Genomic DNA, 25,883 nt, shown 5'->3' on the forward strand with positions numbered 1-25,883 from the left:
GAAAATTCAGGGGGATATCCAGTGCTTGGGTGGATACAAAAAATGGAGAAGATTGGTTCTATCATTTTCAAGATGCGGACACTTATGGACGAATTGTTCATCTTCAACCAATGAAATGGATCAACGATTGGCCCTTTATTGGTGTTGATCAAGATAAAAATGGAATTGGAGAACCAGTTTTAACGTATAAAAAACCTACAATTTCGAATAAGTCTGACATTATAAATCCTTCAGAAACAGATGAATTTAAAGAAAATGATATTGGATTACAATGGCAATGGAGCGCAAATCCTTCAATTGTTTGGTACAGTAAATTAGCAAATCAAAATTTTCTTCGTCTTTTCTCTATCAAAGTTCCAGAAAATTCGAATAATCTTTGGACGGTTCCTAATTTGTTAACCCAAAAATTTCCTGCACCAAATTTCACAGCTTCAACAAAAATAAAACTTACGCCTGAAGATGCTACAGAAGGGAAAACTGCTGGTTTATTAATCATGGGAACAGATTATCAATCTTTGGTTATCACAAATAAAAAAGATGGTTATTATTTACAATTGATTCGTGCAGAAAAAGCAGAGAAAAATAATCCAGAAAAAATTCTATCCGAAGTAAAATTAGGAACTAATGAAGTTTTCTTGAAAGTAAGAGTGAGCGAACCTAACGGAGTTTGTCAATTTAGTTTTAGTGAAAACGGAAAAAAATATACATCAATCGGAGAACCATTTCAAGCTAAACCAGGAAAATGGATCGGAGCAAAAGTTGGTATATATAGTATAAGTTCTCAAGATGCGAAACGTGGTGGTTATGCTGATTTTGATTGGTTCAGAGTAGATAAAAATGAGAAATAATGAAGACAAAACAATTTTTATATGCTTTAATTTGCTTCGTTACTTTGTCAAATTTTTGTCATGCTCAAAAAGGAAAATCAATCACCATTTTCTTAATCGGAGATTCAACTGTTGCAGATTATACAGACGATTATGATCCGGGCAAAAACTATATGAAAAACAGATATCCAATTGCTGGTTGGGGACAAGAATTTCAACCATTTTTTGCAAAAGATAGTGTACAAGATCTGAAACATTTAGCCAATAAACATATCATCGTCAAGGATAAAGCAAAAGGTGGTCGAAGTACGCGTACTTTTTTTCAAGAAGGTAGATGGCGAGAGGTTTATTCTCAACTAAAAAAAGGTGATTATGTTTTAATACAATTCGGACATAATGATGCCGCCGAAGATAAACCAGAACGATTTGTAAATTTAGAAGGTTACAAAGAATTTTTGAGATTATATGTGGATCAAACGAGAGAAAAAGGTGCAATTCCGATTATTCTAAGTCCTGTTGCAAGAAATTATCCTTGGAAAAATGGAAAGTTAGAAAATGTACATGGCGAATATCCATTTGTTGCAAAAGAAATTGCAAAAGAAAAAAATGTTGCATTCTTAGATTTAAATCAATTATCGATGGATTTTTTTAGCCAAAAAGGACAAGAATATGTAACAAAAACCTATTTCATGAATTTTGAAGCGAATTTGTACGATGCTTATCCAAATGGACAAAAAGATAATACACATTTTCAAATTGCAGGCGCAAAAGCTGTCGCATCAATTGTTTTCAAAGAATTCAAAAATATCATTCAAAACAAAACCATTAAATAATGAAAAAATACATAAAACTACTTACAGTTGCGTTAGCGGTTGTTTGTTCTTCTCATTTATCAGCTCAAGTTGATGAGAATATTTACAAAGATATTGAGTTTAATATGCCCAAAGTAAAAGAAACTTCGTTTCCAAATCGTGTTGTTTCAATTGCTCAATATGGTGCAAAATCGGACGGAATTTTCAAAAATACAGAAGCAATCAACAAAGCTATTTCAGAAACAAGTGCAAAAGGTGGAGGAAAAGTTGTTATTCCACGTGGAATTTGGTTGAGTGGTCCTATCGAAATTAAAAGTAATATCAATTTACATTTAGAAGATGGTGCTTTATTGATTTTTAGTAAAGATTTCAACGATTATCCTTTAGTTGAAACAAGCTTCGAAGGATTAAATACAACGCGTACTGCTTCTCCTATTTCTGCAAAAAATGCGCAGAATATTGCGATTACAGGAAATGGAACAATCGATGGAAATGGTGATGCGTGGCGTTTTGTAAAGAAGGGTAAAATGACAGATTCTCAATGGAAAAATCTAGTTGCGTCTGGCGGAGTTTTATCAGATGATAAAAAAACGTGGTTTCCAAGCGAAGGTTCTAAATTAGGTTATATCAGCAGTTCTAATTTTAATGTTCCTGATAAAATTAGCAAAGAAGATCTAATTAAAGTAAGAGATTTTTTACGTCCAGTAATGGTTAGTATTGTTAATTCGGATCGTGTACTTTTAGATGGTCCAACGTTTCAAAATTCACCAGCATGGAACATTCATCCGTTAATGAGTTCGAATATTATCATTCGAAATTTGAATGTTAGAAATCCTTGGTATTCGCAAAATGGAGATGGATTGGATTTAGAATCTTGTAAAAATGTGTTGATTTACAACAATACGTTTGATGTTGGTGATGATGCGATTTGTATCAAATCTGGAAAAGATAAAGATGGTCGCGATCGTGGAATTCCTACTGAAAATGTAATTATCAAAAATAACACAGTTTATCATGCGCACGGCGGATTTGTGATTGGTAGCGAAATGTCTGGTGGTGTTCGTAATGTTCATGTTTCTGGTGCAACTTTTATCGGAACAGATATTGGTTTAAGATTCAAAACGACTCGTGGTCGTGGTGGATTAATCGAAAATATTTACATCTCTAATATTGATATGATTAATATTCCTGCGCAAGCAATTGGTTTTAACATGTTTTACGAAGGAAATTCTCCGATTGTAGAAGATGATCAAAATGCAGATGACGAAAAAAGAAATGATAAAAAAGTTCCTGTAACAGAGGAAACTCCAACAATTCGAAATATATTTTTCAAAAATATTAATGTTGTAAGTTCTCACGAAGCGTTGTTTATCATGGGACTTGCAGAAATGAATATTAAAAATATTGTGGTTGAAAATTCAACTTTCGACACGAAAAAAGCTTTAAGTATTATTGACGCTGATGGAATTCAACTGAAAAATATAAAATTCAATTACAAAGAGGGAAAAGCGGTCACAATTTTTAACAGTAAAAATGTTGATTTAAGCACTACTGAATTCAAGTCAGCTACAACTCCAGAAATTAAGATTATTGGTAATGAATCTGATAAAATCAAGTTACCAAAAGCATTTGATAAGAAGAATGTAACAAGTTCTAAAGAAGTCAAAAAGAATGCAGTTATCAATTAAAAAGATTTTGTTTGTTTTTATGATGCATTTGGTGATAGCCTTCGGTCAAGTTGAGAGACCGAAGGCTTCGCCTTATACAATCGAAACGACTTACAAAAAATTAAAGAAAAATTACCCTTTTATTACGCCGATTTCTTCTAAAAACTTCGAAAACATTAATGCGTTTGAAGATATAATTTATCAAGAAAAACATCAATTAAAAGCAGATATTTATCAACCAAAAAATCAAACTAAATCCTCTATAGCAATTGTTCTTGTACATGGTGGAGGTTGGATTTCGGGTAGCAAAGAAAATCAAAAACCAATGGCTCAAACGTTGGCTTCAGCTGGTTTTGTAACGATGGCGATAAATTATAGATTAAGTGATGCTGCAAAATATCCAGCTCCTTTAGAAGATATGGATGATGCGGTTAATTATTTGAGAAAGAATCGTAAAAAACACAAACTCGATCAATCGAAAATCGTTATTCTTGGCGCTTCTGCAGGTGCTCAATTGGCAACACTTTACGGCGTAAAATCAAAGAAAATTGCTGCAATTATCAATATTGATGGAATTGTTTCTTTTATTCATCCCGAAGCTGAAGAAGGTACTTATGCCAGTTATTTTTTCGGTTATACGAAACAAGATAATTTTGAACTTTGGAAAGAAGCTTCGCCTTTAGAATATGTTACTTCTAAAACGCCTCCTACTCTATTTATCAATAGTTCGCAACCGAGATTTCGAGCTGGTAGAGATGATATGATGAAAAAATTAAGCGATTATCATATTCTAAATGAAGCATACGAAATTAAGAATTCGCCTCATTCTTTTTGGTTGATGAATCCTTGGTTTGATGAAACGAAAGACTACATTATTGATTTTTTAACGAAACGATTTAACAAATGAAAATCATTCAATTCATTTTTATAGTTTGTTTACATTTCATCTATACTAATGTAAATGCTCAATACAAAACAATTACTGTTGCAAAAGATCAACAAGCAGATTTTACATCTATTCAAGAAGCGATTAATTCGTTGAGAGATTTAGGACCAGATCAAGCTTTGATTCTTGTTAAAAATGGCGTTTATCTCGAAAAAATTAGAATTCCTTCTTGGAAACATAAAATAAAGATAAAAGGTGAAGATTCAGAGAAAACTATTATTACTAATAATGATTTTTCAGGAAAAATAGATGGTTTAACCAATCAAAAAATGACAACCTATACTTCCTACACTTTTTTGGTTGAAGCAGATGATATACAATTAGAAAATCTCACGATACAAAACGAAAGTTGTAACCAAGGTCAAGCTGTTGCTCTGCATGTGGAAGGCGATAAATTTGTGGCAAAAAATATTCGGTTATTAGGATGTCAAGATACATTGTACACAGCTACAAATAGAAGTCGTCAATATTATCAAAATTGTTATATCGAAGGAACGACAGATTTTATTTTTGGTGAAGCAATTGCCGTTTTTGAGCATTGTACCATAAAAAGTTTGGCTAATTCTTATATTACAGCTGCGGCAACACATCAAGAGCAAGAATTTGGTTATGTTTTTTTCAATTGTAGTCTTATTGCAGAAGACAATTTGACAAAAGTTTATTTGGGAAGACCTTGGCGTCCTTTTGCCAAAACAGTTTTTATACATACCGAAATGGGAAAACATATTCTTCCTATTGGTTGGAACGAATGGAAAGGTGATGCAATGTTTCCAGATAAAGAAAAAAAAGCTTATTATGCAGAATATAAAAATAAAGGTTTAGGAAATAATCCTCAAAAAAGAGCAATTTGGTCGCATCAATTAACCGAAAAAGAAATACAAAAATATACCATCGAGAATATTTTTAACGGATGGAATCCAAAGCAGAATTAACATGAAAAAAATAATTTTATCAACGATTTTATGCTTGTTTTTTAGCATAATATTCGCACAAAAAAGAACCCTATTTCTTGTTGGAGATTCGACAATGGCGAATAAAGAAAATCCAACTAAAAATCCCGAACATGGCTGGGGACAACTTTTGCCTGAGTTAATGAATTCTGATTTAGAAATTCAGAATCATGCAACAAATGGAAGAAGTTCCAAAAGTTTTAGAACAGAAGGAAGATGGAAAAAAGTTCAGAATCAATTGAAAAAAGGTGATTATGTAATCATTCAATTTGGACATAACGATCAAAAAATTGAAGATTCTGTTCGTTACACAAATCCTGTCACTCAATATCGCGCAAATTTGGAACAATATGTTACAGAAGCACGAGCAAAAGGTGCTATTCCGATTTTAATGACTTCTATTGTTCGTCGAAATTTTAATGAAAAAGGCGTTTTGGTTGACACTCACGGTTTATATCCTTTGATTGTGAGAAGTGTTGCAAAAGATTTGGATGTTCCGTTTGTTGATATGCAATATTTGACAGAGAAATTGGAAATAAAATATGGTCCAGGAAACTCTAAAAAATTGCATTTACATTATCAACCAAATGAAATTGATTATTATCCAAAAGGCAAAAACGATGATACTCATCTATCAAAACTTGGAGCCGAAGAAGTTTCGAAATTAGCTGTTAAAGAACTGATCATACTAAATATCGGCTTAGAGAAATATATTAAAAAATAAGTTTTTAGTTTTCATTCTAAATCAATACCCCTCAACAAGAAATTTTGAAGAGGGGTATTTTTGTATTTTAAAAACTAAATCTTAGGTTCTTGTTGACTCAAACAATGGAAAGATCCTAGTCCCCAAATAATATCTGTAGAATCTATTCCTACAACTTTACGATCGGGGAAACATTTCTGAATAATATCCAAAGCAATTGCATCTTTTGCACAACGATAAGTTGGTACAATGACAGATTTATTCGCAATATAAAAATTCGCATAAGAAGCAGGTAAACGCTCACCTTCGCAATAAACCGCATCCGGCATTGGCAATTCAATAATGTTTAATGGACGTCCATCTCGTAATTTCATTTCTTGCAATTGGCGAAGATTCACTTGCAACAATTCGTAGTTATCATCCGATTCATCTGTTTCAACAACCGTCAAAACTGTATCTTCATTTACAAAACGAATTGTATCATCAATGTGTCCATCCGTATCATCACCAACAATTCCGTCTTCTACCCATAGAATTTGCGAAACTCCGTAATAATTTCTTAAAAATTCTTCGATTTGTTCTTGCGAATAATCTGGATTACGATTTTCATTCAGTAAACAAGATTTTGATGTCATCAACGTATCTTTTCCATTAAATTCGACCGAACCTCCTTCCATAATAATTCCAGGATGAAAAACAGGAAGATTAAATTCTGCACCAATTCTTGTTGGCACAACATCGTCATTTTCAAAAGGTGGATATTTTCCTCCCCACGCATTGAATCCCCAATCAACAATAACTTTTGGGTTATCAGGATTGTTTTTATTCAATAAAAATGCAGGACCATGATCGCGACACCATGCATCATTTGTTTCATTAAAATAAAACTCAACTTGTGACAAATCTGCATCCGTTTTTTCGATAAAAGACAACGCAAACACTTTCATTTCTTCATCTTTCACATTAATACGAACCTTTTCACCTTTCGATAATTCAGCAATAAATTCAGCATAAGCTGGATAAATTAACTGAATACGATCTGGCCAAGATTCTTCTTTGTGCGGCCAAGACAACCATGTTGCTTCGTGTTCTTCCCATTCGGCAGGAAATCTATATCCTAAATCTTTTGGGAATTTTGATGTATCTATAGTGTTCAATTTTATTTCTTTTCTAAAAGTTTAAACGTATTTTCGATATGTCCAGTAACTTTCCAATTATCATGACCTGGAATAACTTGTTTAATTTTTGGATGTTTTGTAACTAGTTTCTGTACTGTTTTTGGCCATTCAGTAACATTTGCTTCACCTGTGTAACCTAAATTTACAGCGTCAGCACCTTTTATCAAACAACCTCCATTCAGCACTTTATATTTTGGAAACCAAACCACAACATTATCAGAAGTATGTCCTTCACCAAAATATTCAACAACAAATTTTTCATTACCAAATTTGTATGTTTTTCCTAATTCAATCTCAAATTTTGATGTCGCTTTTCCTTCTTTTTTTAATTTAGAATTGGTTAAAGAAGTTGCATAAGTAGGAATATTCAAATCATTATAAAAACTTAAATCTCCTGCTCTATCATCATGCGAATGTGTTGCAAACACAGCGATAACTGGCAAATTATACTTTTCTTGTAACATATCATTTAATTCTTGATATTGCGATTTCTGCCAAGGAACATCAAACAAAACGATTCCTTTATTCGTTACCAAATACATTCCATTTGCATTATACTCAACACCATTAAACGAATTGAATGTTTGATAAACAAATAAATTGTTATTAATCGGATCAATCTGAATTGGTTTTATTTGACCAAATGCAAAACTTCCTATCAATGCTATAAGTGAAAATAATTTCTTCATTAATCCTCGTCTATAAAACGTTTTGTAATTGGTTGATAAGAATCGATGCGGCGATCTCTTAAGAAAGGCCAGTGTTTACGGAAGAAATCAGATTCGTTCAAATCCAATTCAACCACTTCTGTTTCCTCTTTATCATGCGTTGCTAAGTACAACAATTTTCCCTGCGCATTTGTCGCAAAAGAGCCTCCCCAGAACTTCATTGCTCCATCTTGCTCAAAACCAACACGATTTACAGAAATAACCGGAACTCCATTCGCAACCGCATGTGAACGCTGAATTGTTTGCCAAGCATTGTATTGATCTTGATTTGTTTCTTCGTCTTGCGTCGTATCCCAACCAATCGCAGTAGGATAAAATAAAATTTCTGCTCCCATCAATGCTGTTATACGAGAAGCTTCTGGATACCACTGATCCCAACAAATTAACACTCCAATTTTTCCAAATTTAGTATCAAAAACTTTGTAACCTAAATCACCTGGAGTAAAATAGAATTTTTCATAAAACGCAGGATCATCTGGGATATGCATTTTGCGATATTTTCCTAAATATTGTCCATCAGCATCTAAAATAGCGGTTGTATTGTGATATAAACCTTGCGCACGTTTTTCGAATAATGAAGCGATAATTACCACTCCCAATTCTTTAGCTACAACTGATAACGCATCTGTTGATGGTCCAGGAATTGCTTCTGCTAAGTCGAAATTATCGTAATCTTCTACATCACAGAAATATAATGAGGTAAACAATTCTTGCAAACACACAATTTGAGCGCCTTTTGCAGCTGCTACTTTTACTTGCTCTATTGCTTTGTTTAAATTTTCTTGTTTGTTATTAGTACAAGTCATTTGTACCATTCCAACTTTAACTTTTGCCATTTTATAAATAGGTCTAAAAATAAAAATGAATAATAATTACAAAAATAGCGAATTTAGTAGGATTTAATCTATTAGAATTTATATTTAAGAATATTTTATGTTTCAAATGTGATGAAATTTAAATTTCTATAAATCTATCTAACAATGCTATTTTGAGAACAGATTTAAGAAAATTTTAAAAAAAATTTACCTAAATATTATAATTTTTAACAAGTCTTTATTAAATTGTAACTTCTAATTTTGTCGCGAATAATTTAAAACATGAAAAAATTAATTGCCCTTTCTTGTCTTTTTAGCGGAATATTTATTTCAGCTCAAAGTCAAGAAAGTTACATTTTAGCAGAAAATTCTGCCTCTTCATCCACTTCTATCTCTACAAAAAAAATAACTTATGACGATCATTTAATGGCCGCAGAATCATTCAACGTTCCAATCGTGAAGAGTTTTGATGATATTGAAGGTTTAGTTGCTACAAAAAAATTAGTTGCAATTCCTGAAGAAGGAAATGGGTACACAATTGAGAAATTAACACACAGTAAAGCATTCTTAAATAACAGAGCAAAAACTGTGTTGGAACGAATTGCTTCAAAATTTCTGGACGAAAACAATGCTACAATTACTGTAACTTCGCTTACCCGTTCTGAAGAAAGTCAAGCAAGTTTAAGACGAGTAAATAGCAATGCAGCAAAAGGCGAAAGTTCTCATAACTATGGTGCTTCTTTTGATTTGTCGTATACAAAATTCAATAATAAATATACGTATAGCAAAACTCATCGTGATAATTTAGAAGCGATTTTAAAACAATTGCAAGAAGACGGTAAAATTTACTATATCAAAGAATATAGACAACACTGTTTTCATGTAACGGTTCGTAATCCCGATCAATTTAAATCAACAACAATGTAATATATAAAAGTTCTTTTCTATTTTTGCAGAAGAGAATTGAATCATGAAACAATTTTTAACAACTTTTTTTATTTGCTCTTCTTTATTCGGTTACGCTCAATCGCGAGTTGTTATAGAGCCTTCTAAAGAATATGTTCAGCATTTGAATGCCGCAAAATCTCATAAACTTGAGCTAATTGATGGTGATAAAAAGTTGAACAAATACATCAATCAAGGTAAATTGGTTAAAATAAAACAACGTGGTTATGGTTGGCGAGTTGGTGATTTAACACATAGTCATTCGTATCTTATTCCAAAAGGTCGAGATATTTTGACAAGTATTGCAAGAGATTTTGTAAAAACAACAGGTCAAAATTTTTTCGTTGTTACATCAATGACACGAACGCTACATGATCAAAATCGTTTGAGAGGAATTAATAAAAATGCTTCTTCTAATGATAGTTCACATAATTTTGGTGCTGCTTTTGATATTTCTTATGTTAGGTTTAATCATAAAATTAGACCTGATTCTAAACTAGAAAAAGAGTTAGAACAAGTGCTAAAAAATTATGTTAGAACAGGTAAAATTTACTACGTAAAAGAATCTAAAATTAGATGTTTTCATATTATCGTTCGGAATTATTAAATTCTGAACGATTTTTTTTTGTTTGTAAATAATAACTATACAATAATCCTATAAACACAAACAAACTACAAAAACCAAATAAGTTTGACATTCCAAACAAACTGATAACACCACCAATTAGAGGACCTGTAATTCCCAATGAGATATCAATAAACAAGCCATACGCAGCTAAAGCAGCTCCTTTACTATTATCTGAAACCAAAGCAACAGCCTCTACTCCCATCGCAGGAAAAACCAATGAAAAACCAATTCCTGTAATACCTGCACCAATAAGAGCTATAAAAGAATTTGGCGCACTAAAAAGAATTAATAAACCTATCGTTTCGACTATCATGCAAATAATTCCAACTTTTAATCCTCCTAATGTATTAATTGAACTATTAAAAAATAATCGTCCTACAATAAACAATAAACTGAAAACACTTAAACATAAAGCTGCATTCGACCAACTATAAAAGTCGTAGTAAAGTGTTATAAAATTAGAAATTCCTCCAAATCCAAGACCTGCAAGTGCTAAACAAATTCCAAAAGGAGCCACTGTTTTCAATACACTTATAAATGGTTGCGGAACTTTTGAAACTGCAGTTAATATATTCTCTTTATTTCTAGCTAAAAAATAACCTATAATCGCACAAACAATACTAAACAAACCAATAAAACCAAGTCCAAAATATTGATTTAAGATAACTCCCAATGGTGCTCCAATTGCCAATGCACCATAACTAGCAACACCATTATAAGAAATTGCTTTCGCTGTATGTTGTTGTCCAATTTTTAAAATTGCCCAGTTTATTGGACTTCCACCTACCATTCCTTCTGCTGCACCAGTAACCAATCTCGCAAGTACAAGAATAGCTATTGACAAAAAATGATTGTTTCTTGTGAAGTAACAAAAGTATAATAAAACTCCTGCTAAAATAAACAAACTCATACTCAATAAAACGGCTGGTTTAGGACCTTTTGTATCTACAATTTTTCCCGCATAACCTCTCAATATAAAAGTTATCACATATTGCAAACTAATTACAATACCCGCTACAAGCTCAGTAAAACCTAATGTTTTTGTAATAAAAATAGGTAAAATAGCCAACGGTAAACCTATAAGTAAATAACCTATAAATGAAAAACTTACATAACCTATAATTTGCATGAAAATTTGTCGTGAACTCATGCTTAATTTCTCTTCCATAACATAATGCAATCGGTTGCAAATTTAGAATATTTAATAATCAAAGACAATTATTCATCCATTATTAAATTTGAAAATATATTATTCTTATTTACTTAAATTTAATCTTTACTTATTGTTGTGTTAATCCGAATACCGCATAAAATATAGAATTTTAACATCTACAAAACAAGAAATTCACACAATGAAAAAAATCGTATTATCGCTGGTATTATTTGGAAGTTTTTATACTTCTGTCAACGCTCAACAACTTGCTAAAGGAATTGTTTTTGAAGATAAAAATCAAAACAATAAATTCGATAAATCAGAAAAACGTTTGGCAAACGTGCAAATTAGTAACGGAAAACAAGTTGTTTCGACAAATGATAAAGGAGAATATCAAATCGAGATTGATAACGAAACTATTTTGTTTGTCATTAAACCAACAAATTACAAAGTTCCTACAAACGAATTCAATCAGCCACAATTCTACTACATCAACAAACCTAATGGCTCTCCAAAATTAGAATATGCAGGTTCTGCTCCGACTGGAAATACTCCAAAGAGTATTGATTTTGCTTTAATTCCTACAAAAGAAAACGAAAAATTTTCGGCTTTAATTTTTGGTGATCCTCAAGCTTATACAGAAGAAGAAATCGAGTATTTCTCTAAAGGTGTAATTGATGATGTTAAAGGAATTAAAGGAATGGAATTCGGACTTTCTTTAGGAGATTTGGTTGGTGATGATTTGAATTTGCATCCATCTTATATAAAAGCTGTTTCGAAAGTTGGTTTACCTTGGTACAATGTTATGGGAAATCACGATATGAATTATGATGCAAAAGAAGATCAATATTCGGATGAAACGTTCGAGAAAAATTTCGGTCCAAATAATTATTCATATAATATCGGTAAAGCACATTTTATTGTTTTAGATGATATTTTATATCCAGATCCTCGTGATGGAAAAGGATATTGGGGAGGTTTCCGTCCTGATCAATTAGAATTCATTAAAAATGATTTAAAATTTGTTCCAAAAGATCATTTAATTGTTTTAGCATTTCATATTCCGTTGCGTGACACACGTCCAGAAGATAGAAATCAATTATTCGAATTGTTAAAAGATTACCCAAATACAATTTCAATGTCTGCTCATACACATTTCCAAGAACAGATTTTTTATGCAAATCAAGATGGTTGGCAACAACAAAAACCTCATCACGAGTACAATGTTGGAACAACTTCTGGTGATTGGTATTCGGGACCGAAAGATGCAAAAGGAGTTCCGGCCTCTACGATGCGTGATGGTACACCAAAAGGTTATGCTTTTTTACATGTAGATGGTAATCAATATAAATTTGATTATAAAGTTGCAAATTCACCAAAAGAAAAACAAATCGACCTGTACCACACAAAAAAAGTAAAAGAAGGTAAACGTAATCGTGCTTTTTTATATGCTAATTTCTTTATGGGACATGAATCGAATAAAGTGGAATATCGCGTAAATAATGGTGAATGGAAAGAGATGAATTGGGATCCTACAGTTGATTACAATTATATGGAAACTATCATGAAAATTGATAATGCAGAAATTACAAATATTGGAAACAGACCTTCTGCTCCAGAAATTTCGAAACATATTTGGTCAGTTCGCTTACCGAATAAACTAAAAGCGGGAGCTTATCCAATTGAAGTTCGAGCAACCGATTTGTACGGAAATACTTTTACAGAAAAATCTTCTTTCGAAGTTATCAAATAAAAGCATTTTATTCACGTCAATGAGCCACTTCAAAAGAAGTGGCTTTTTTTAATAAAATATTTTACAATTTATCCATGTTAAATAAAAGTCAATAAACCTTTACTCAAATGTAAAATTAATATCAAGACCTTTATTTTAGTAATGTTTACTTAAAAATCTCTTAATCCTAAGTTAAACAACTTCACAAACGGAAGATTTAGTTTTGTTAAAATTTTTAACACATAAACATTTCACATTTACAGCTATGAAACAATTAAAATTACCACTACTTCTACTTGGTGGATTTTTAAGTTTACACGCCAATGCTAAAACTTACATTCATACAAATTATTATCATTCAATTTCTCAAGATCAGAATCCAATCAAAGGTCAAATCGTTGATCAAAATGGATTCGGAGTTGCAGATGTTGAAATTATCATCAAGGGAACATCTTTTAAAACATTTACAGATGGAGATGGTTTTTTCGAATTTGTTTCAGTAAATGTTGCTCATCCTACATTATTGGTAAATTCATCTCAACACAAATTTATTGAATACACACCGAAAGATATTTCTCAGATAAGAATTACTTTACAAGAAGAATCTAACCAACTGAATGAGGTAATTGTCACTGCTTTAGGGATAAAGCGAGAGCAGAAAAAATTAGGATTTGCACAACAAAATATAGGCTCGGAAGAACTTGCAACAGCAGAAGCGAATAACTGGTCTTCTGGATTGAAAGGAAAAGTAGCTGGTCTTAATATTATTTCTGGAGGAAATGGACCAATCAATTCTCAGCAAATTATTTTACGCGGAGCAAATTCAATCGATCAATCAAAAAATTACGCTTTAATTGTCATCGATGGTGTTCCAATGAGCACAGAAATGACTTCTTCTGGAAATAATACTGCTTACATGGGCGATGATTCGCCTATCGATTTTGGTAATGGTATTTCTGATATCAATCAAGCGGATATCGAAAGTGTAACCGTTTTAAAAGGTCCTGCCGCAGCAGCGCTTTATGGAAATAAAGCTGCAAATGGAGCTTTAATTATAACAACAAAATCAGGTAAAAAAGGTAAACAATTAGGTTTAGAATATAAATCAACTGTAGCTATTGACGTTATTAACAATTGGCCAGATTTTCAATATGAATATGGTCAAGGAACTGGAAAGAGTTTCGATAAAAATGGCAATCCTTATTACTCATATCAAACCTCAGCAGATGGACCAAATACAGGAAGTACTTCTTCTGCATTCGGTCCAAAATTTGACGGACAATCATTTTTTCAATATGATCCAACTTTAGAAAAACAAGGGGCTGAAAGAACTTTATGGCGTGCTTATAAAGATAATAGAAAAGGATTTTGGCAAACTGGTTTTACTTTCAGTAATGCAGTTACACTTTCTGGTGGAAATGACAAAGGAAGTATGAGAGCTTCTATTGGACATCAGAAAAATAGCTGGATTATGCCAAATACAGGCTACGAGAATTATACTGCTGCGATTAATGGAAATTATCAAGTGAGTGATCGTATCAAAGTTTCGACTGCCTTAAACTATACTCGAAAAACAAGTGATAATTTACCAGGAACTGGTTACAATAATGGATCTATAGCCTATTTTATGATCTTCCAAAATCCAAACGTAGATTTAAATTGGTACAAACCAATTTGGAAAAAGGATTTCGATGGAGTAAAAATGATTCGCCCATTTAGTTCGTACATGGACAATCCTTATGCTATTGCTTACGAAGCTGTTAATCCATTAAGAAGTAATCAATTGATTGGTAATATTGAAGCCGATATTAAATTAAGTAACAAACTAAGTTTAATGCTTCGTCCTGCAATTAATACCTATACTCAATTGCGCGAACAAAAACGTCCATTTGATATGAATCGTACGCCGAATGGATATTACAAAAGACAAGACATATCTAAAACTGAAACAAATATCGATTTCTTATTAACTTATACTGATAAATGGGGAGATTTTGGTTTCAATGCAAATGTTGGAGGTAATAGAAAAAATTATGAATACAGAAATTTAACGGCTTGGGTAAATGGTTTAGCTTCGCCTGGAGTTTATAAACTTTCGAATGGATTAACTTCTCCTTTTGCAAGAACGTATGATTCTAATTTAAAAGAAAATTCATTATATGGAATGGCTTCATTTGGTTGGAAAGACATGATTTTCGTTGATTTTACAGGTCGTAACGACTGGAATTCTTCTGTTGCAGTAAAATATAGCTCATTCTTTTATCCTTCAGTCTCTTCAAGTTTTATTCTGTCAGATTTATTCAAAATAAAAGGACCTATTAATTACTTAAAATACCGTTTATCATTTGCAAAAGTTGGTAACGGAGGTACAACAGGTTGGACAAATAGATATTACGATCAAAGCGATTTTACAGCATCTGCAGTAGTACCTGGAAGATTATTTAATCCTGATATTAAACCTGAATCTACAACATCATGGGAAACTGGTTTCGAGGCTTTATTATTCAAGAAAAGATTAAGCTTAGATTTTACAGTTTATCAACAAAGTACAAAAAATCAAATCTTCGAATTACCAAATGATATCACAACTGGCTATTCAAGAAGAGTGGTAAATGGAGGAGAAATTGAAAACCGAGGAATTGAAATAGCAGCTACGTATTCTCCAATTAAAAGTAAAGATTTTGAATGGAAAATGATTGGAACTTGGTCTAAAAATGAAAACAAAGTAAAATCTTTAGTAGAAGGAATAGAAGGTGATCAAATGATTCTTGGTCAATCTGGAACAGTTTATCAAATTGCTAAAGTTGGCGGTTCTTCTACAGCTCTATATGGTGAAAAATTTGTAAGAAACGATGCGGGACAAATCATTTATGATGCAAAAACAGGTGTTCCACTTAAAAATGGATTAATAGAATATGTTGGAGACGCAACACCTAAATGGAGAGCAGGTTTCACAAATGAAATCAAATTCAAAACATTGCGTTTCAGTTTTACATTAGACGGACAATATGGTGGAATTGTCTATTCACAAACTTATCACAAAATGATGGAGCAAGGAAAATTGGCAGATTCTTTACCTGGTCGAGAAGATGGTTACATCATTGGAAATGGTGTTGTATTGAATGCTGACGGAACTTATTCTCCAAATACAACAAAAGCTGATGTGGCAACTTATTATGCTGAATATAATCGTCGTGCAAATGTAGAATCTAATTCATTCGAAGCTTCATATTTAAAATTAAGAGATGTGAGTTTAACATTTGATTTTCCTAAAAGATTATTATCAAAAACAGGTTTACAAGCATTGTCATTAACAGTTTACGGACGCGATTTATTCACGATTAGTGATTTTCCTTTATACGATCCAGAAACAGCATCATTAAATGGAAATACTTATGTACCTGGAGTTGAAATGGGACAAATGCCGTCAACAGCAACGTATGGAGTAACCTTAAAAGCTTCATTATAATTTACAACATTCAATTTATTAAAATGAAAAAGATTTCAATTCAACTATTTTTTGCCTTCACTATAATTTCAACTGTTTTCTCTTGTACAAACGATTTTGAGAAAGCAAATGAAGATCCAAACTTAATCACAGAAATTAATTCAGGTTCTGTTTTAAATCCTGTTCTTTATGATTTGGCTGAAAATAATGTTTTAAAAAACTACGATATTACAGCTCAATTGATGCAAGTTCATATTCCTTATCCAAGCAATGCAATGGGACTTCATCGTTATGATGTAACAACAGGAACGGGAAATTCGACTTGGAATAATGCCTACACAAATCTTGTTAATTTGGAGGAAATGCTAAAAGTTTCGCAAAAAGCTGGAGATGTCAATTATCAAGCAATTGCATTAACGCTTCGTTCTTTAGTTATTTCTAATTTAACCGATATGTTTGGCGATGTTCCTTTTTCTCAAGCAGCCAAAGCAGAAGAAGGAATTACAAAACCAAAATTTGATACACAACAAGATATTTATAAGCAATTATTAAATGATTTAGAGAAAGCAAATCAATTATATGTAACTAATTTAGGTCTAAAATATGGTACCGATATTTTATTCCCAAGTAGTGAAAAAAACATCAATATAACACGTTGGAAAAAATTCACAAATTCTCTTAAAATGAGATTATTATTAAGAATTTCGAATCGTGATGCATCTGCCTTAACAGAACTTAAAAAAATAATTGATAATCCGACAACTTATCCTATTTTCGAAAGTGAATCAGAATCTGCTATTTTACAAATTTCTGGTTTAGCACCAAGTTTATCTCCTTGGCCAAGAGCACAAGATTATAGAGATAGCCGAACATTCACAACATTTTTTATTGATAAAATGAATGAAACTAATGATCCTCGTTTACCAATTTTAGTCAATAAAGCTTCTAATTTGGATGGTTCTTCATTAGGTTACAAAGGAGTTCCTGCAGCTTACGAAGGAAATAGTTCTGATTACAAATTCAATCCGTCATCTCCTAACAATGCAATTGTTATCGCTCCGATGAAAATTCCATTAATGACTTATGCTGAAGTTGAGTTTATAAAAGCTGAAATGGCTCAAAAAGGTTTAGGTGGTGATGCAAAAACTCATTATGATAAAGCTGTAAAAGCTGCTGTACAATTATGGACGAATATCGAGCCTACTGCTGAATTTATGGCACAAGAAAAAATTAAATACAACAATACGTTAGAACGTATCATCGATCAAAAATATTTTGCTTTATTCTTTACAGATTACCAACAATGGTTTGAATATAAAAGAACTGGTTTTCCAAAATTACCGACAACTTCTACCATGTTGAATGATAAAAAAATGCCTCGTCGTATGCTTTATCCAACAAGTGTTAGAAATTATAACCCAGAAGGCTATCAGAACGCACTTCAACAAATGGGACCAGATAACATCAATACGCGTGTTTGGTGGGATGTAAATTAATTGCATACATTCCACATTTAATAGAAAACGACCTTGTAATTAAGGTCGTTTTCGTTTTATTTGTATCTTCACTAAAAATATTTTTATGCATATAGAAGAGTTAAGAGAGTTTAGTTTAGGACTTCCATTGGTCGAAGAAAAATTTCCTTTTGATCAATCTACTTTGGTCTTTTATATCGCTGGAAAAATGTTTTGCCTTTGTAATATTGACGATTTTGATTCTGTAAATATCAAATGTGATCCAGATAATGCAATCGAATTACGCGCAACTTTCGAAGCTGTAATTCCTGGTTATCACATGAACAAAAAACATTGGAATACTGTTAAAATTCATCAAGACGTGAAAAACATTCAAATCAAAGAATGGATAAAAGATTCTTATAATTTAGTCATCTTAACTTTACCAAAATCTAAACGTCCTAAGTTGATTTAATTCTCTGTTTTCACCAACAATTCACCTATTGTTTTTGATTTCAGTTCTGTTTCTCGCCATTCATTTTCAGGAATAGAATCGGGCATAATACCTCCTCCTACATACAAATTTACTTTATTAGAATAGATTTTTGCACATCTAAGATTAACAAAATACTCCGATTCTGTTTTATTTTGAAAGCCCATAAAACCTGCATAAAAAGTACGATTATAGCCTTCGTTTTCGAGAATAAAATCTTTTGACAGATCCTTTGGCATTCCTCCTACAGCAGGCGTTGGATGCAAAGCTTTCAACAAGTCATACAGCTGAGATTTGTCTTTTAATTGAGCTGAAATAAATGATTTCAAATGTTCAAAAAATCCTGCATTTACCGAAAATGGTCCGTCCACATCAATGTAAGAAGTATAAGGTTCTAAAGTTGACGAAATATAATCAGTTACTACTTGTTGTTCGTGATATTCTTTCTCTGTCCATTCATCTTCTTTTGCTTTTGTTCCAGCTAAAGAAACAGTTTGTATAAATTGATTATTTTCTTTCAATAAAAGCTCTGGCGAAGCTCCAATCCAACAACCTTCTTCTGTATCAAATCGCAAATACACATAGGCATTTGGATAATGTTGATGTAAATTTTTAAAAGTTTCAACTAAATTAATATTCGTTTCTGGAAGTGAATTGATTCGACTAATTACAATTTTTTTAGTTGGTGAATCACTTTGTAATTCTTCAACTGTTTTTTGAATTAAATCAATATAATTTTCATACGAAATTGCTTCATTTTTGTTTGATTCTGGTAAAGAAAGTTCAAAATTTGGTAATTCATTTATTCCAATATCTATAACCTCATTATCATTAAATTCAACCAATTTTGTATTATCGAAACTATTACAAATAAACTTGTTATCCGATTCAAAATCTTTATTTTCCCACAACTCCACTTGTGTAGAATTTGGTTTTCTAAAAAGAAGAAAAGGTTCTTGATTCTGAATTAATCTTTCAAGTTTATCTTGAAATTTTTTAAACATGTTTTTTAGAAATAATAGCGTTTGTTAAATGTGTATAACAGATTAATTTATCGTTTTCATCTTTGATTTCAATCTTAATCAAATGCGAAGTACGACCTTGTTTTACGACTGTTGCATGCCCAAAAATTGTTCCTTCCTTTTTTGGACGAAGATGATTTGCGTCAACATGTTGACCAACCGCCACAAAATCATCCGAATGTAAAATAATATTTGACAATGTACTTCCCAACGTTTCCGCCAAAACGATAGAAGCGCCTCCATGCAATAACCCAAATGGTTGATGAACTTTAGGCGTAACAGGCATTTTTCCTGATAAAAAATCTTCTCCAACTGCCGTAAATTCTATATCTAAAGTTTCAAGTAATGTATTTTTCGAAATTTCATTGAACTTCTGTAAAATATCTTGTTCGTTCATAATTTAATGTATTTTTGGGTTATAAAGTGCTGGATGTTTTGCCCTAACTTTTTTGTAAAAATCTTGAATTTCATCCATCACATCTTCTAAAGTTCTGTTTTCTGTTTCTACAATTTTTGAAATTCCAGCTCTTTTTTTCTTGAAATCACAATAAGCCAAAACAATCGGAACATCTGCTTTTTGCGCGATATAGAAAAATCCATTTTTCCACTTTTCTGCACGAGAACGCGTTCCTTCTGGTGTATTAATTAAATATAATTTATCTGATTCTTTCAAAATATCTGAAGCAAAATCGACCATATTATGTCGTTGAGAACGATCAATTCCGATTCCGCCCATTTTCTTTATAAAATATCCATACCAAGGTTTTGTCCAAGCATCTTTGATAAACATTTTCATTGGAATTCCCATTTGCCAAAAAGCCAAAATAGTATAGTAAAAATCCCAATTGGAAGTGTGCGGAGCGCAAACCAAAACGCATTTATCTACTTTCGATAGATCGAGATGATTATCTAATTTCCAACCTCCTAATGAGTACAAAAGTTTGCCTAAAATTTTTTTCATAAAATGATGCTTTATGCATTTGCAAACATACAAAACTCGAAACGGATATTAGTCAATGTAACCAAAAATAAAAAGAGACATTCCGAAATGAAATGTCTCTTTTTGAATATTATTAATTAAAATACTTCCTAAGTCTATGCAAAGAAATCAACGATTATTTGAATGATTTCTGTAGTTAATGTTAATAGAATCTGTATCATCTTTATAGTGTATTTCTTGGTTTGATTTTTCTTTTTTGTTTTCAGTTCTTGGTAAATTTAGTCCTACTGAACCGTCTTTACTTTCGACACGAATACCATTTTTATCAATTCTAACTCTCGCCGAATCGTTTCCGTCATTCAAATTTATGTTTACATCCTCTGAATCAAGATTAATATCGTCCTCAGAATCTGAATCTTTTTGACAATTCAAACATACGAATTTTTTTCCATTATATCCAATAAATTTATTCTTCAAATCGTATAAATAATCACGATCATTATCATTATTAATAATTGTTATTCGATCAGTGTTATTCGTGTGAATTAATTTGTTCTTAGGAACATACAATTTGATATCAACCGTTTGATTTCTAAATTTACCATCTTTAGGAATTTTAATAAACTCATCTAAATAAAGTTTATTTCCATTTAATTCGTAATTATATCTAATTGCTTCTAAATTGCGTTTTGCTTCTTCTTTGCTTCCTCCTTTAGAAGAATAAGTTACTTGAACATGAAGTTTATCGTCTGTACTTTCTTCAATCTCAAAAATATCATCAATTGGAATGATTAAGTTTCCATCAGCATCAATTAATTGATCTAAATCGTTAAAAGTTTTGAACTTTAAGTTACCTTCATTATTTTCTCTAAAATAAACTTGTAAGGTATCAGAAGGAATAACATAACTTTTTTCTTGTGTCATTTCAACTGAGTTTCTAAATTTACTTGCTGTACTTACAGAAATTCCGATGATTGCAAATAATGCAACAAACCAAAGAGCGATTGATCCAAAGATGACAGCTTTGCTTACTTTTACTTTATTCCAGAAACATTTTACACCTAAAATTGTCAACAAAATACCTGGAATTACCATTAATATTCCTCCAAATATTTTGGCTGCCATGCTCATCCATTCCTCTTCAACAAGATAACCGAATAATTCTGTTGGCATTTCTGTCCAAGTAGTAAAGAAGAAAAAGAATCCTCCAATGATTAATCCAATTCCTGAACTTAGAATGATAAATCCGATGAACCAAAGTAAAATTCGACCAAAAACACCAAAGGCTCCGCCTAATTTATTACTTAATTCTTTGCTTCCACTTACAACAGCTTCACTAGCTTGTTCTACGTTTTTTTTTAATGTATCAATGTTTGCTGGTTGTCCGTACATCTGTAACTTCTCTGATGTTGTTTTTGCTTTTGGAACAAAAATTAACAAGATAAAATAACAGAATACCACTAAGAAAAATGATACACCTGCTGTGAAAATTCCCAAAATTCCAAGAACTAACCAAATAGAACGTACAAACCAAGGATCAACGCCCATATAATGCGCCAAACCAGCAGATAATCCTGTTACAATTGTATCATCTGGATCGCGGTACAAACGTTTCGCACCAGTTTGTTGCCCACCATACGATTGATTATTTGACGAATAATTGTATGATGAATTTGTAGACGTTTTTTCGTTCTCTTCATCTTCTTCAACCTTATATTGATCTGGATGTCCCATCGTTGCAATTACAAAATTGATGTCATCTTCGTTTACGACTTCTCTAAATTTTAATCGTTCACGAAATAATTCAGAAATACGGATTTCTACATCTTCAATAATATCTTCTACACCTTCCGTACCTCTCAACGAAGTTTTTACATCTTGTAAATAGGTCTTTAATTTATTATAGGCGATTTCGTCTAACACGAAAGAAAATCCTCCTATACTTATTGATACTGTTTTATCCATTTTTCTGCGTTTCTGTGGTTACTTTATTCACGGCTTCAATTAACTGTTCCCAAGTTTCAGCTAATTCTTTTAAAAAATTTTCACCTAACTCTGTAAGTGCATAATATTTGCGAGGTGGTCCTGACGTTGATTCTTCCCAGCGATACTGTAAAAGGTCATCATTTTTTAGTCTTGTCAAAAGCGGATATAATGTTCCTTCAACAACAATCATCTCTGCTTTTTTCAATTCGTCTATGATATCAGATGCATAAGCATCTCCTTTTTTGATAATGCTGAGAATACAATATTCCAGTACACCTTTTCGCATCTGAACTTTTGTTTTCTCTATATTCATAAGAACGGCTTGTTTTATTTTGTTATACAAATATATATAAAAGTTTTAGTATTATGCAAAACAAAGTACTGAATTATTTTTAGTATTATAAATAAAAGACATACCAATCTGCCTGTTTATCGAGGTTTATTGAATTAATATTTTTTTTAAGTTTTTTAAGTTTTTTAAGTTTTTTAAGTTTTTTAAGTTATTTAAGAATATTTTAAAATCGATGTTTTTTTTATGAAAAAGTACTTGATTTTACTTGAAAAAATATTAACTATCATTTAAAAATCACCTTCAAAAATCACTCATTCTACTTGAATTAGTTTTATTACCTTTGTCAAAAATCGAGCTCACACAATGAAAAAAATTATAGGAAGTGCAATGCTTTTAGGAGCATTTTTAGCTTCAGAAAGTGCTTTAGCTTGGGGATTAACAGGTCACCGAGTAGTTTCTCAAATTGCAGAACAACATATTAGCAAGAAAACTCGTAAAGAAATTACAAAAATTATTGGTCCACAAAAATTAGCGTATTGGGCGAACTGGCCAGATTTTATCAAGTCTGATGATTCTTGGAAACATGCAGATTCTTACCATTACGTAAATATTCCAGGAGATTTGGATCGTGCACAATTTGATGTTGCGCTAGATGGAACTTCTGATGATAATATGTACAAAAAAGGTTTGTTTTTGATTAATGAATTAAAAAACAACAAGAATTTAACAATCGAACAAAAACAACACGATTTATATTTCTTGATTCACATTTTGGGAGATGCGCATCAACCTTTACATGTTGGGCGTCCAGACGATTTGGGTGGAAATAGAATCAAAGTTGAATGGTTTCGCGATAAAGTAAATATTCATACCGTTTGGGATTCTAAATTGGTTGATTACGAAAACTATTCGTACACAGAATATTCTAATTTACTGGATATTGCAACGAAAGAACAACAAAAAACAATGCAAGAAGGAACTTTTGCTGATTGGATTTACGGCTCTTATATTATTGCAAACAGAATTTACGCAGGTGTTAAAATGGACGATAAATTAGGTTACCGTTATCATTTTGACAACAAAAAAACGATCGAAGATCAAATGCTAAAAGGCGGTCTACGTTTAGCAAAAGTTTTAGACGAAATTTATAAATAAATAGAATCTTTACCGAGATTTACAAATCCTGAAAATGACTTTTCAGGATTTTTTTATGTTCAAAATTTAAATTTTCGGTCATTTTGACATTTGAAAATAGTAAAAACCAGTCATTTTGTCTTAAAATATCGATTTGCACATAATTTGAATAAAGTGAAAACATGAACAATGAAATCAAAAATTTAAACATACAAGACATGAATACAGCAAGAAAAAATAGAGCAAATTATTTTCCTTTTGGATTTGAAAATGCAATGCGTCCAAAATTTGAAACTTTTGTAAATTCTCAAAATCAATTTCCTGCAGTAAATATCAAAGAAAATGAAGATAGTTTCGAGATTTTATTAGCTGCACCAGGTTTAAACAAAGAAGATTTCTCTATTGAAATTGATGAAAATATTTTGAAAATTTCATCAGAATTTAAACAAAATGAAGAAGTAAAAGAAGAAAAATTTTCGAGAAAAGAATTTAATTTTTCAAGCTTCAGAAGAGCATTTACATTGCCAGAAACCATAAACGAAGATAAAATAGAAGCTTCTTATGTAAACGGAATTTTGCAATTAGTTCTACCTAAGAAAGAAGAAGCTTTACCAAAAGAAAAACGTAGCATACAAATTTCATAGATATAGTTAATTTTAGTTGGTTAGTAAATCCTCAATTCTTCGGAGTTGAGGATTTTTTGTTTAAATCAAATTTATAATTTTATCATTTCCTCAAAAACAATGTTAAAAAAAGTGACTATTTTATCGAAAACGGAATCAAAAAGTTCTTAACAAAAACACTTAATAATTTTTATAAAAAAGTGTTTTTTAGTAAAAATTATTAAAAACTAATCTTTTACATTTACAAAAGATTAAAATTCAACTATGCACAAAAACATTTTATCTACAATAACTTATGTTGTAAAAACACGTTTTTGCACAAGCTCAAAAGAATTTCAAACAACTGAATTTAATTCGGATAACGGGTTAAAAAATAGGTTGGATGCTTTTAATTTTCTTAAAAATTACATCGAAATTATTTCAAATGAAGGTTTGCTACAAATTGAAAGTAACTTTATTCAACCAAAAGCAATTGATCGAATAAATACTGAAATCAATTTTCCTAACGAAAATAATTACAAACGCTTAAAACTAGTTAATCAAGAAGCTATTTTTATCACTCCAAATGAAACCATTTTTCCTTACGGAATTAGTTTGTCTTTTGTGTTAAATGAAGATTTCGATTCTTTAAAAAAAGATAACGAATATGAAATTTATTCTTTAAAAAATTCTAAACAAATTAATTATTCTGAACAACTTAACAATTTAATAAACGAATATAAGTTACTGAAAAATTTAGGTTTTGAAGAACAAATAAATGCAATAAAATTAAATAAAAATCTATTCTCAAATTTTGCTATTAAAGATGACTATTTCAAAATTTTAGACACACCTTTTTTGTGGAATAACCCAACAAGACAATTTTTTATAAATAATATTTCGAACAACGAATTTATTCTAGATTGTCTTTACGATCATCTTTTTCATTATCAATATTTTAATTATGTTCAGTTTTTAGAAAAGAATTGTCCGAAAGAAATTGAAAAAAATATTTATGCAATGCTGCATGGTCAGGGAGGTTTATTATTTGTTGGTTATCATCCAGAAAATTTAACCGAAAGTATTATGAGCGATGTCGAATTGATTAATTATTACAATTTACTTGATGCAAATTTTTCTCAGGACGAATATTTATATAAAAACATTAATTTACAGATATTTAGTTTCAATGATTTTCCAGTTTTAGCAATTACGGTTTTTCCATTAAATGAAGAATCGAAAAAGAATCATGCCTATAACCCTGACAAAATATTTGTGCTACAAAATAATCGATTCATTAAAATGAAAGATAGTTAAAAAACAATACTATATTTTCAAAAAAACATAATTACACAAAAGACATCTACAGATGTCTTTTTTTATTTCACAAAATATTCTATTTTAGACCTAATTTGTAAAATTTATCAC

General features: G+C 31.2%; 23 protein-coding genes and 1 pseudogene. 15 read left to right on the forward strand and 9 right to left on the reverse strand.

Features of this window, described 5'->3' with window-relative positions; genetic code table 11:
* From B3I31_RS08320 to B3I31_RS08345, 6 genes and pseudogenes are all read left to right on the forward strand, one after another.
* Window positions 1–848 (forward strand): annotated as a pseudogene (locus B3I31_RS08320) (glycoside hydrolase); the annotation flags it as partial.
* Window positions 848–1,660: a rhamnogalacturonan acetylesterase gene (locus B3I31_RS08325; protein ID WP_286495610.1), complete on the forward strand. Its 813-nt coding sequence runs from the start codon at window positions 848–850 to the stop codon at window positions 1,658–1,660. The pseudogene B3I31_RS08320 and the gene B3I31_RS08325, both read left to right, overlap by 1 nt.
* Entirely contained in the window at window positions 1,660–3,327 is a 1,668-nt protein-coding gene (locus B3I31_RS08330; protein ID WP_221855156.1) for a glycoside hydrolase family 28 protein, read from the forward strand. Before B3I31_RS08325 ends, B3I31_RS08330 begins: the two co-directional genes overlap by 1 nt.
* On the forward strand, window positions 3,311–4,213 hold the full coding sequence (locus tag B3I31_RS08335) for an alpha/beta hydrolase (RefSeq protein WP_219034313.1): 903 nt from the start codon (window positions 3,311–3,313) through the stop codon (window positions 4,211–4,213). Before B3I31_RS08330 ends, B3I31_RS08335 begins: the two co-directional genes overlap by 17 nt.
* Window positions 4,210–5,184 carry a pectinesterase family protein gene (locus tag B3I31_RS08340; RefSeq protein WP_286495611.1) on the forward strand — a complete coding sequence of 325 codons (975 nt, stop codon included), beginning with the start codon at window positions 4,210–4,212 and terminating at the stop codon, window positions 5,182–5,184. The genes B3I31_RS08335 and B3I31_RS08340 overlap by 4 nt, the downstream gene beginning before the upstream one ends.
* 1 nt (window position 5,185) lies before the next feature.
* The gene (locus B3I31_RS08345) at window positions 5,186–5,926 is read left to right on the forward strand and encodes a rhamnogalacturonan acetylesterase (RefSeq protein WP_286495612.1); all 741 of its coding nucleotides are present in this window, start codon (window positions 5,186–5,188) and stop codon (window positions 5,924–5,926) included.
* Between the two features lie 74 nt (window positions 5,927–6,000).
* On the opposite strand, the gene B3I31_RS08350 is transcribed toward B3I31_RS08345, so the two are convergent.
* The 3 genes from B3I31_RS08350 to B3I31_RS08360 are packed head-to-tail and all read right to left on the reverse strand — an operon-like array spanning window position 6,001 to window position 8,647.
* Window positions 6,001–7,062: an agmatine deiminase family protein gene (locus B3I31_RS08350; RefSeq protein ID WP_219034310.1), complete on the reverse strand. Its 1,062-nt coding sequence runs from the start codon at window positions 7,060–7,062 to the stop codon at window positions 6,001–6,003.
* Window positions 7,063–7,064: 2 nt separating this feature from the next.
* Complete coding sequence (locus tag B3I31_RS08355) at window positions 7,065–7,772, reverse strand: subclass B1 metallo-beta-lactamase EBR-4 (RefSeq protein ID WP_114999921.1); 708 nt, start codon at window positions 7,770–7,772, stop codon at window positions 7,065–7,067.
* Complete coding sequence (locus B3I31_RS08360; RefSeq protein ID WP_114999920.1) at window positions 7,772–8,647, reverse strand: carbon-nitrogen hydrolase; 876 nt, start codon at window positions 8,645–8,647, stop codon at window positions 7,772–7,774. The genes B3I31_RS08355 and B3I31_RS08360 overlap by 1 nt, the downstream gene beginning before the upstream one ends.
* 261 nt (window positions 8,648–8,908) lie before the next feature.
* Between B3I31_RS08360 and B3I31_RS08365 the strand changes: the two genes are divergently transcribed.
* Both B3I31_RS08365 and B3I31_RS08370 read left to right on the forward strand, forming a co-directional pair.
* Window positions 8,909–9,553 carry a DUF5715 family protein gene (locus B3I31_RS08365; protein ID WP_291059069.1) on the forward strand — a complete coding sequence of 215 codons (645 nt, stop codon included), beginning with the start codon at window positions 8,909–8,911 and terminating at the stop codon, window positions 9,551–9,553.
* A 43-nt stretch (window positions 9,554–9,596) separates the two neighbouring features.
* On the forward strand, window positions 9,597–10,178 hold the full coding sequence (locus B3I31_RS08370) for a DUF5715 family protein (RefSeq protein ID WP_291059071.1): 582 nt from the start codon (window positions 9,597–9,599) through the stop codon (window positions 10,176–10,178).
* Here B3I31_RS08370 and B3I31_RS08375 read toward each other — a convergent pair.
* Entirely contained in the window at window positions 10,159–11,349 is a 1,191-nt protein-coding gene (locus B3I31_RS08375) for an MFS transporter (protein ID WP_291052708.1), read from the reverse strand. The two genes, B3I31_RS08370 and B3I31_RS08375, sit on opposite strands and share 20 nt — an antisense overlap.
* Window positions 11,350–11,551: 202 nt before the next feature.
* Between B3I31_RS08375 and B3I31_RS08380 the strand changes: the two genes are divergently transcribed.
* From B3I31_RS08380 to B3I31_RS08395, 4 genes are all read left to right on the forward strand, one after another.
* Window positions 11,552–13,105, forward strand: coding sequence for a calcineurin-like phosphoesterase C-terminal domain-containing protein (locus B3I31_RS08380; protein WP_291059073.1), 1,554 nt, complete (start codon window positions 11,552–11,554; stop codon window positions 13,103–13,105).
* Between the two features lie 244 nt (window positions 13,106–13,349).
* Window positions 13,350–16,553, forward strand: coding sequence for a SusC/RagA family TonB-linked outer membrane protein (locus B3I31_RS08385; RefSeq protein WP_291059075.1), 3,204 nt, complete (start codon window positions 13,350–13,352; stop codon window positions 16,551–16,553).
* Between the two features lie 23 nt (window positions 16,554–16,576).
* On the forward strand, window positions 16,577–18,028 hold the full coding sequence (locus tag B3I31_RS08390) for a SusD/RagB family nutrient-binding outer membrane lipoprotein (RefSeq protein WP_286495618.1): 1,452 nt from the start codon (window positions 16,577–16,579) through the stop codon (window positions 18,026–18,028).
* Between the two features lie 85 nt (window positions 18,029–18,113).
* A complete protein-coding gene (locus tag B3I31_RS08395; RefSeq protein ID WP_286495619.1) occupies window positions 18,114–18,461 on the forward strand; it encodes an MmcQ/YjbR family DNA-binding protein in 348 nt (115 codons plus the stop codon).
* Here B3I31_RS08395 and B3I31_RS08400 read toward each other — a convergent pair.
* The 5 genes from B3I31_RS08400 to B3I31_RS08420 all read right to left on the reverse strand — a co-directional run bounded on the left by B3I31_RS08400 (window position 18,458) and on the right by B3I31_RS08420 (window position 22,740).
* Window positions 18,458–19,483 carry an isochorismate synthase gene (locus tag B3I31_RS08400; RefSeq protein WP_286495620.1) on the reverse strand — a complete coding sequence of 342 codons (1,026 nt, stop codon included), beginning with the start codon at window positions 19,481–19,483 and terminating at the stop codon, window positions 18,458–18,460. The two genes, B3I31_RS08395 and B3I31_RS08400, sit on opposite strands and share 4 nt — an antisense overlap.
* Window positions 19,476–19,898: a PaaI family thioesterase gene (locus B3I31_RS08405; protein ID WP_219034304.1), complete on the reverse strand. Its 423-nt coding sequence runs from the start codon at window positions 19,896–19,898 to the stop codon at window positions 19,476–19,478. The genes B3I31_RS08400 and B3I31_RS08405 overlap by 8 nt, the downstream gene beginning before the upstream one ends.
* A 3-nt stretch (window positions 19,899–19,901) precedes the next feature.
* Complete coding sequence (locus B3I31_RS08410; protein WP_286495621.1) at window positions 19,902–20,462, reverse strand: 1-acyl-sn-glycerol-3-phosphate acyltransferase; 561 nt, start codon at window positions 20,460–20,462, stop codon at window positions 19,902–19,904.
* A gap of 147 nt (window positions 20,463–20,609) precedes the next feature.
* Window positions 20,610–22,406 (reverse strand): PspC domain-containing protein, encoded by a 1,797-nt coding sequence (locus tag B3I31_RS08415; protein ID WP_219034302.1) that lies wholly within the window; start codon window positions 22,404–22,406, stop codon window positions 20,610–20,612.
* On the reverse strand, window positions 22,399–22,740 hold the full coding sequence (locus B3I31_RS08420) for a PadR family transcriptional regulator (protein WP_125350363.1): 342 nt from the start codon (window positions 22,738–22,740) through the stop codon (window positions 22,399–22,401). The genes B3I31_RS08415 and B3I31_RS08420 overlap by 8 nt, the downstream gene beginning before the upstream one ends.
* Before the next feature lie 342 nt (window positions 22,741–23,082).
* On the opposite strand from B3I31_RS08420, the gene B3I31_RS08425 reads away from it, so the two are divergent.
* The 3 genes from B3I31_RS08425 (at window position 23,083) to B3I31_RS08435 (ending at window position 25,772) form a co-directional block, all read left to right on the forward strand.
* Window positions 23,083–23,874 (forward strand): S1/P1 nuclease, encoded by a 792-nt coding sequence (locus tag B3I31_RS08425; RefSeq protein ID WP_219034301.1) that lies wholly within the window; start codon window positions 23,083–23,085, stop codon window positions 23,872–23,874.
* 197 nt (window positions 23,875–24,071) lie between these two features.
* The gene (locus B3I31_RS08430) at window positions 24,072–24,497 is read left to right on the forward strand and encodes an Hsp20/alpha crystallin family protein (protein WP_257468096.1); all 426 of its coding nucleotides are present in this window, start codon (window positions 24,072–24,074) and stop codon (window positions 24,495–24,497) included.
* 243 nt (window positions 24,498–24,740) lie between these two features.
* Window positions 24,741–25,772, forward strand: a complete 1,032-nt coding sequence (locus B3I31_RS08435; protein WP_219034300.1) for a hypothetical protein — start codon at window positions 24,741–24,743, stop codon at window positions 25,770–25,772.
* The last annotated feature ends 111 nt before the right edge of the window (window positions 25,773–25,883 follow it).

The organism is Empedobacter sp. UBA3475 (genome assembly GCF_002378465.1).
GTDB classification, from domain to species: domain Bacteria; phylum Bacteroidota; class Bacteroidia; order Flavobacteriales; family Weeksellaceae; genus Empedobacter; species Empedobacter falsenii_B.

Bases quoted from the DNA above. Each gene is read 5' to 3' on its own strand.
- B3I31_RS08325 (WP_286495610.1), top strand. From the start codon at position 848: ATGAAGACAAAACAATTTTTATATGCTTTAATTTGCTTCGTTACTTTG.
- B3I31_RS08330 (WP_221855156.1), top strand. From the start codon at position 1,660: ATGAAAAAATACATAAAACTACTTACAGTTGCGTTAGCGGTTGTTTGT.
- B3I31_RS08335 (WP_219034313.1), top strand. From the start codon at position 3,311: ATGCAGTTATCAATTAAAAAGATTTTGTTTGTTTTTATGATGCATTTG.
- B3I31_RS08340 (WP_286495611.1), top strand. From the start codon at position 4,210: ATGAAAATCATTCAATTCATTTTTATAGTTTGTTTACATTTCATCTAT.
- B3I31_RS08345 (WP_286495612.1), top strand. From the start codon at position 5,186: ATGAAAAAAATAATTTTATCAACGATTTTATGCTTGTTTTTTAGCATA.
- B3I31_RS08355 (WP_114999921.1), bottom strand. From the start codon at position 7,772: ATGAAGAAATTATTTTCACTTATAGCATTGATAGGAAGTTTTGCATTT.
- B3I31_RS08360 (WP_114999920.1), bottom strand. From the start codon at position 8,647: ATGGCAAAAGTTAAAGTTGGAATGGTACAAATGACTTGTACTAATAAC.
- B3I31_RS08365 (WP_291059069.1), top strand. From the start codon at position 8,909: ATGAAAAAATTAATTGCCCTTTCTTGTCTTTTTAGCGGAATATTTATT.
- B3I31_RS08370 (WP_291059071.1), top strand. From the start codon at position 9,597: ATGAAACAATTTTTAACAACTTTTTTTATTTGCTCTTCTTTATTCGGT.
- B3I31_RS08375 (WP_291052708.1), bottom strand. From the start codon at position 11,349: ATGAGTTCACGACAAATTTTCATGCAAATTATAGGTTATGTAAGTTTT.
- B3I31_RS08380 (WP_291059073.1), top strand. From the start codon at position 11,552: ATGAAAAAAATCGTATTATCGCTGGTATTATTTGGAAGTTTTTATACT.
- B3I31_RS08385 (WP_291059075.1), top strand. From the start codon at position 13,350: ATGAAACAATTAAAATTACCACTACTTCTACTTGGTGGATTTTTAAGT.
- B3I31_RS08390 (WP_286495618.1), top strand. From the start codon at position 16,577: ATGAAAAAGATTTCAATTCAACTATTTTTTGCCTTCACTATAATTTCA.
- B3I31_RS08395 (WP_286495619.1), top strand. From the start codon at position 18,114: ATGCATATAGAAGAGTTAAGAGAGTTTAGTTTAGGACTTCCATTGGTC.
- B3I31_RS08400 (WP_286495620.1), bottom strand. From the start codon at position 19,483: ATGTTTAAAAAATTTCAAGATAAACTTGAAAGATTAATTCAGAATCAA.
- B3I31_RS08405 (WP_219034304.1), bottom strand. From the start codon at position 19,898: ATGAACGAACAAGATATTTTACAGAAGTTCAATGAAATTTCGAAAAAT.
- B3I31_RS08410 (WP_286495621.1), bottom strand. From the start codon at position 20,462: ATGAAAAAAATTTTAGGCAAACTTTTGTACTCATTAGGAGGTTGGAAA.
- B3I31_RS08415 (WP_219034302.1), bottom strand. From the start codon at position 22,406: ATGGATAAAACAGTATCAATAAGTATAGGAGGATTTTCTTTCGTGTTA.
- B3I31_RS08420 (WP_125350363.1), bottom strand. From the start codon at position 22,740: ATGAATATAGAGAAAACAAAAGTTCAGATGCGAAAAGGTGTACTGGAA.
- B3I31_RS08425 (WP_219034301.1), top strand. From the start codon at position 23,083: ATGAAAAAAATTATAGGAAGTGCAATGCTTTTAGGAGCATTTTTAGCT.
- B3I31_RS08430 (WP_257468096.1), top strand. From the start codon at position 24,072: ATGAATACAGCAAGAAAAAATAGAGCAAATTATTTTCCTTTTGGATTT.
- B3I31_RS08435 (WP_219034300.1), top strand. From the start codon at position 24,741: ATGCACAAAAACATTTTATCTACAATAACTTATGTTGTAAAAACACGT.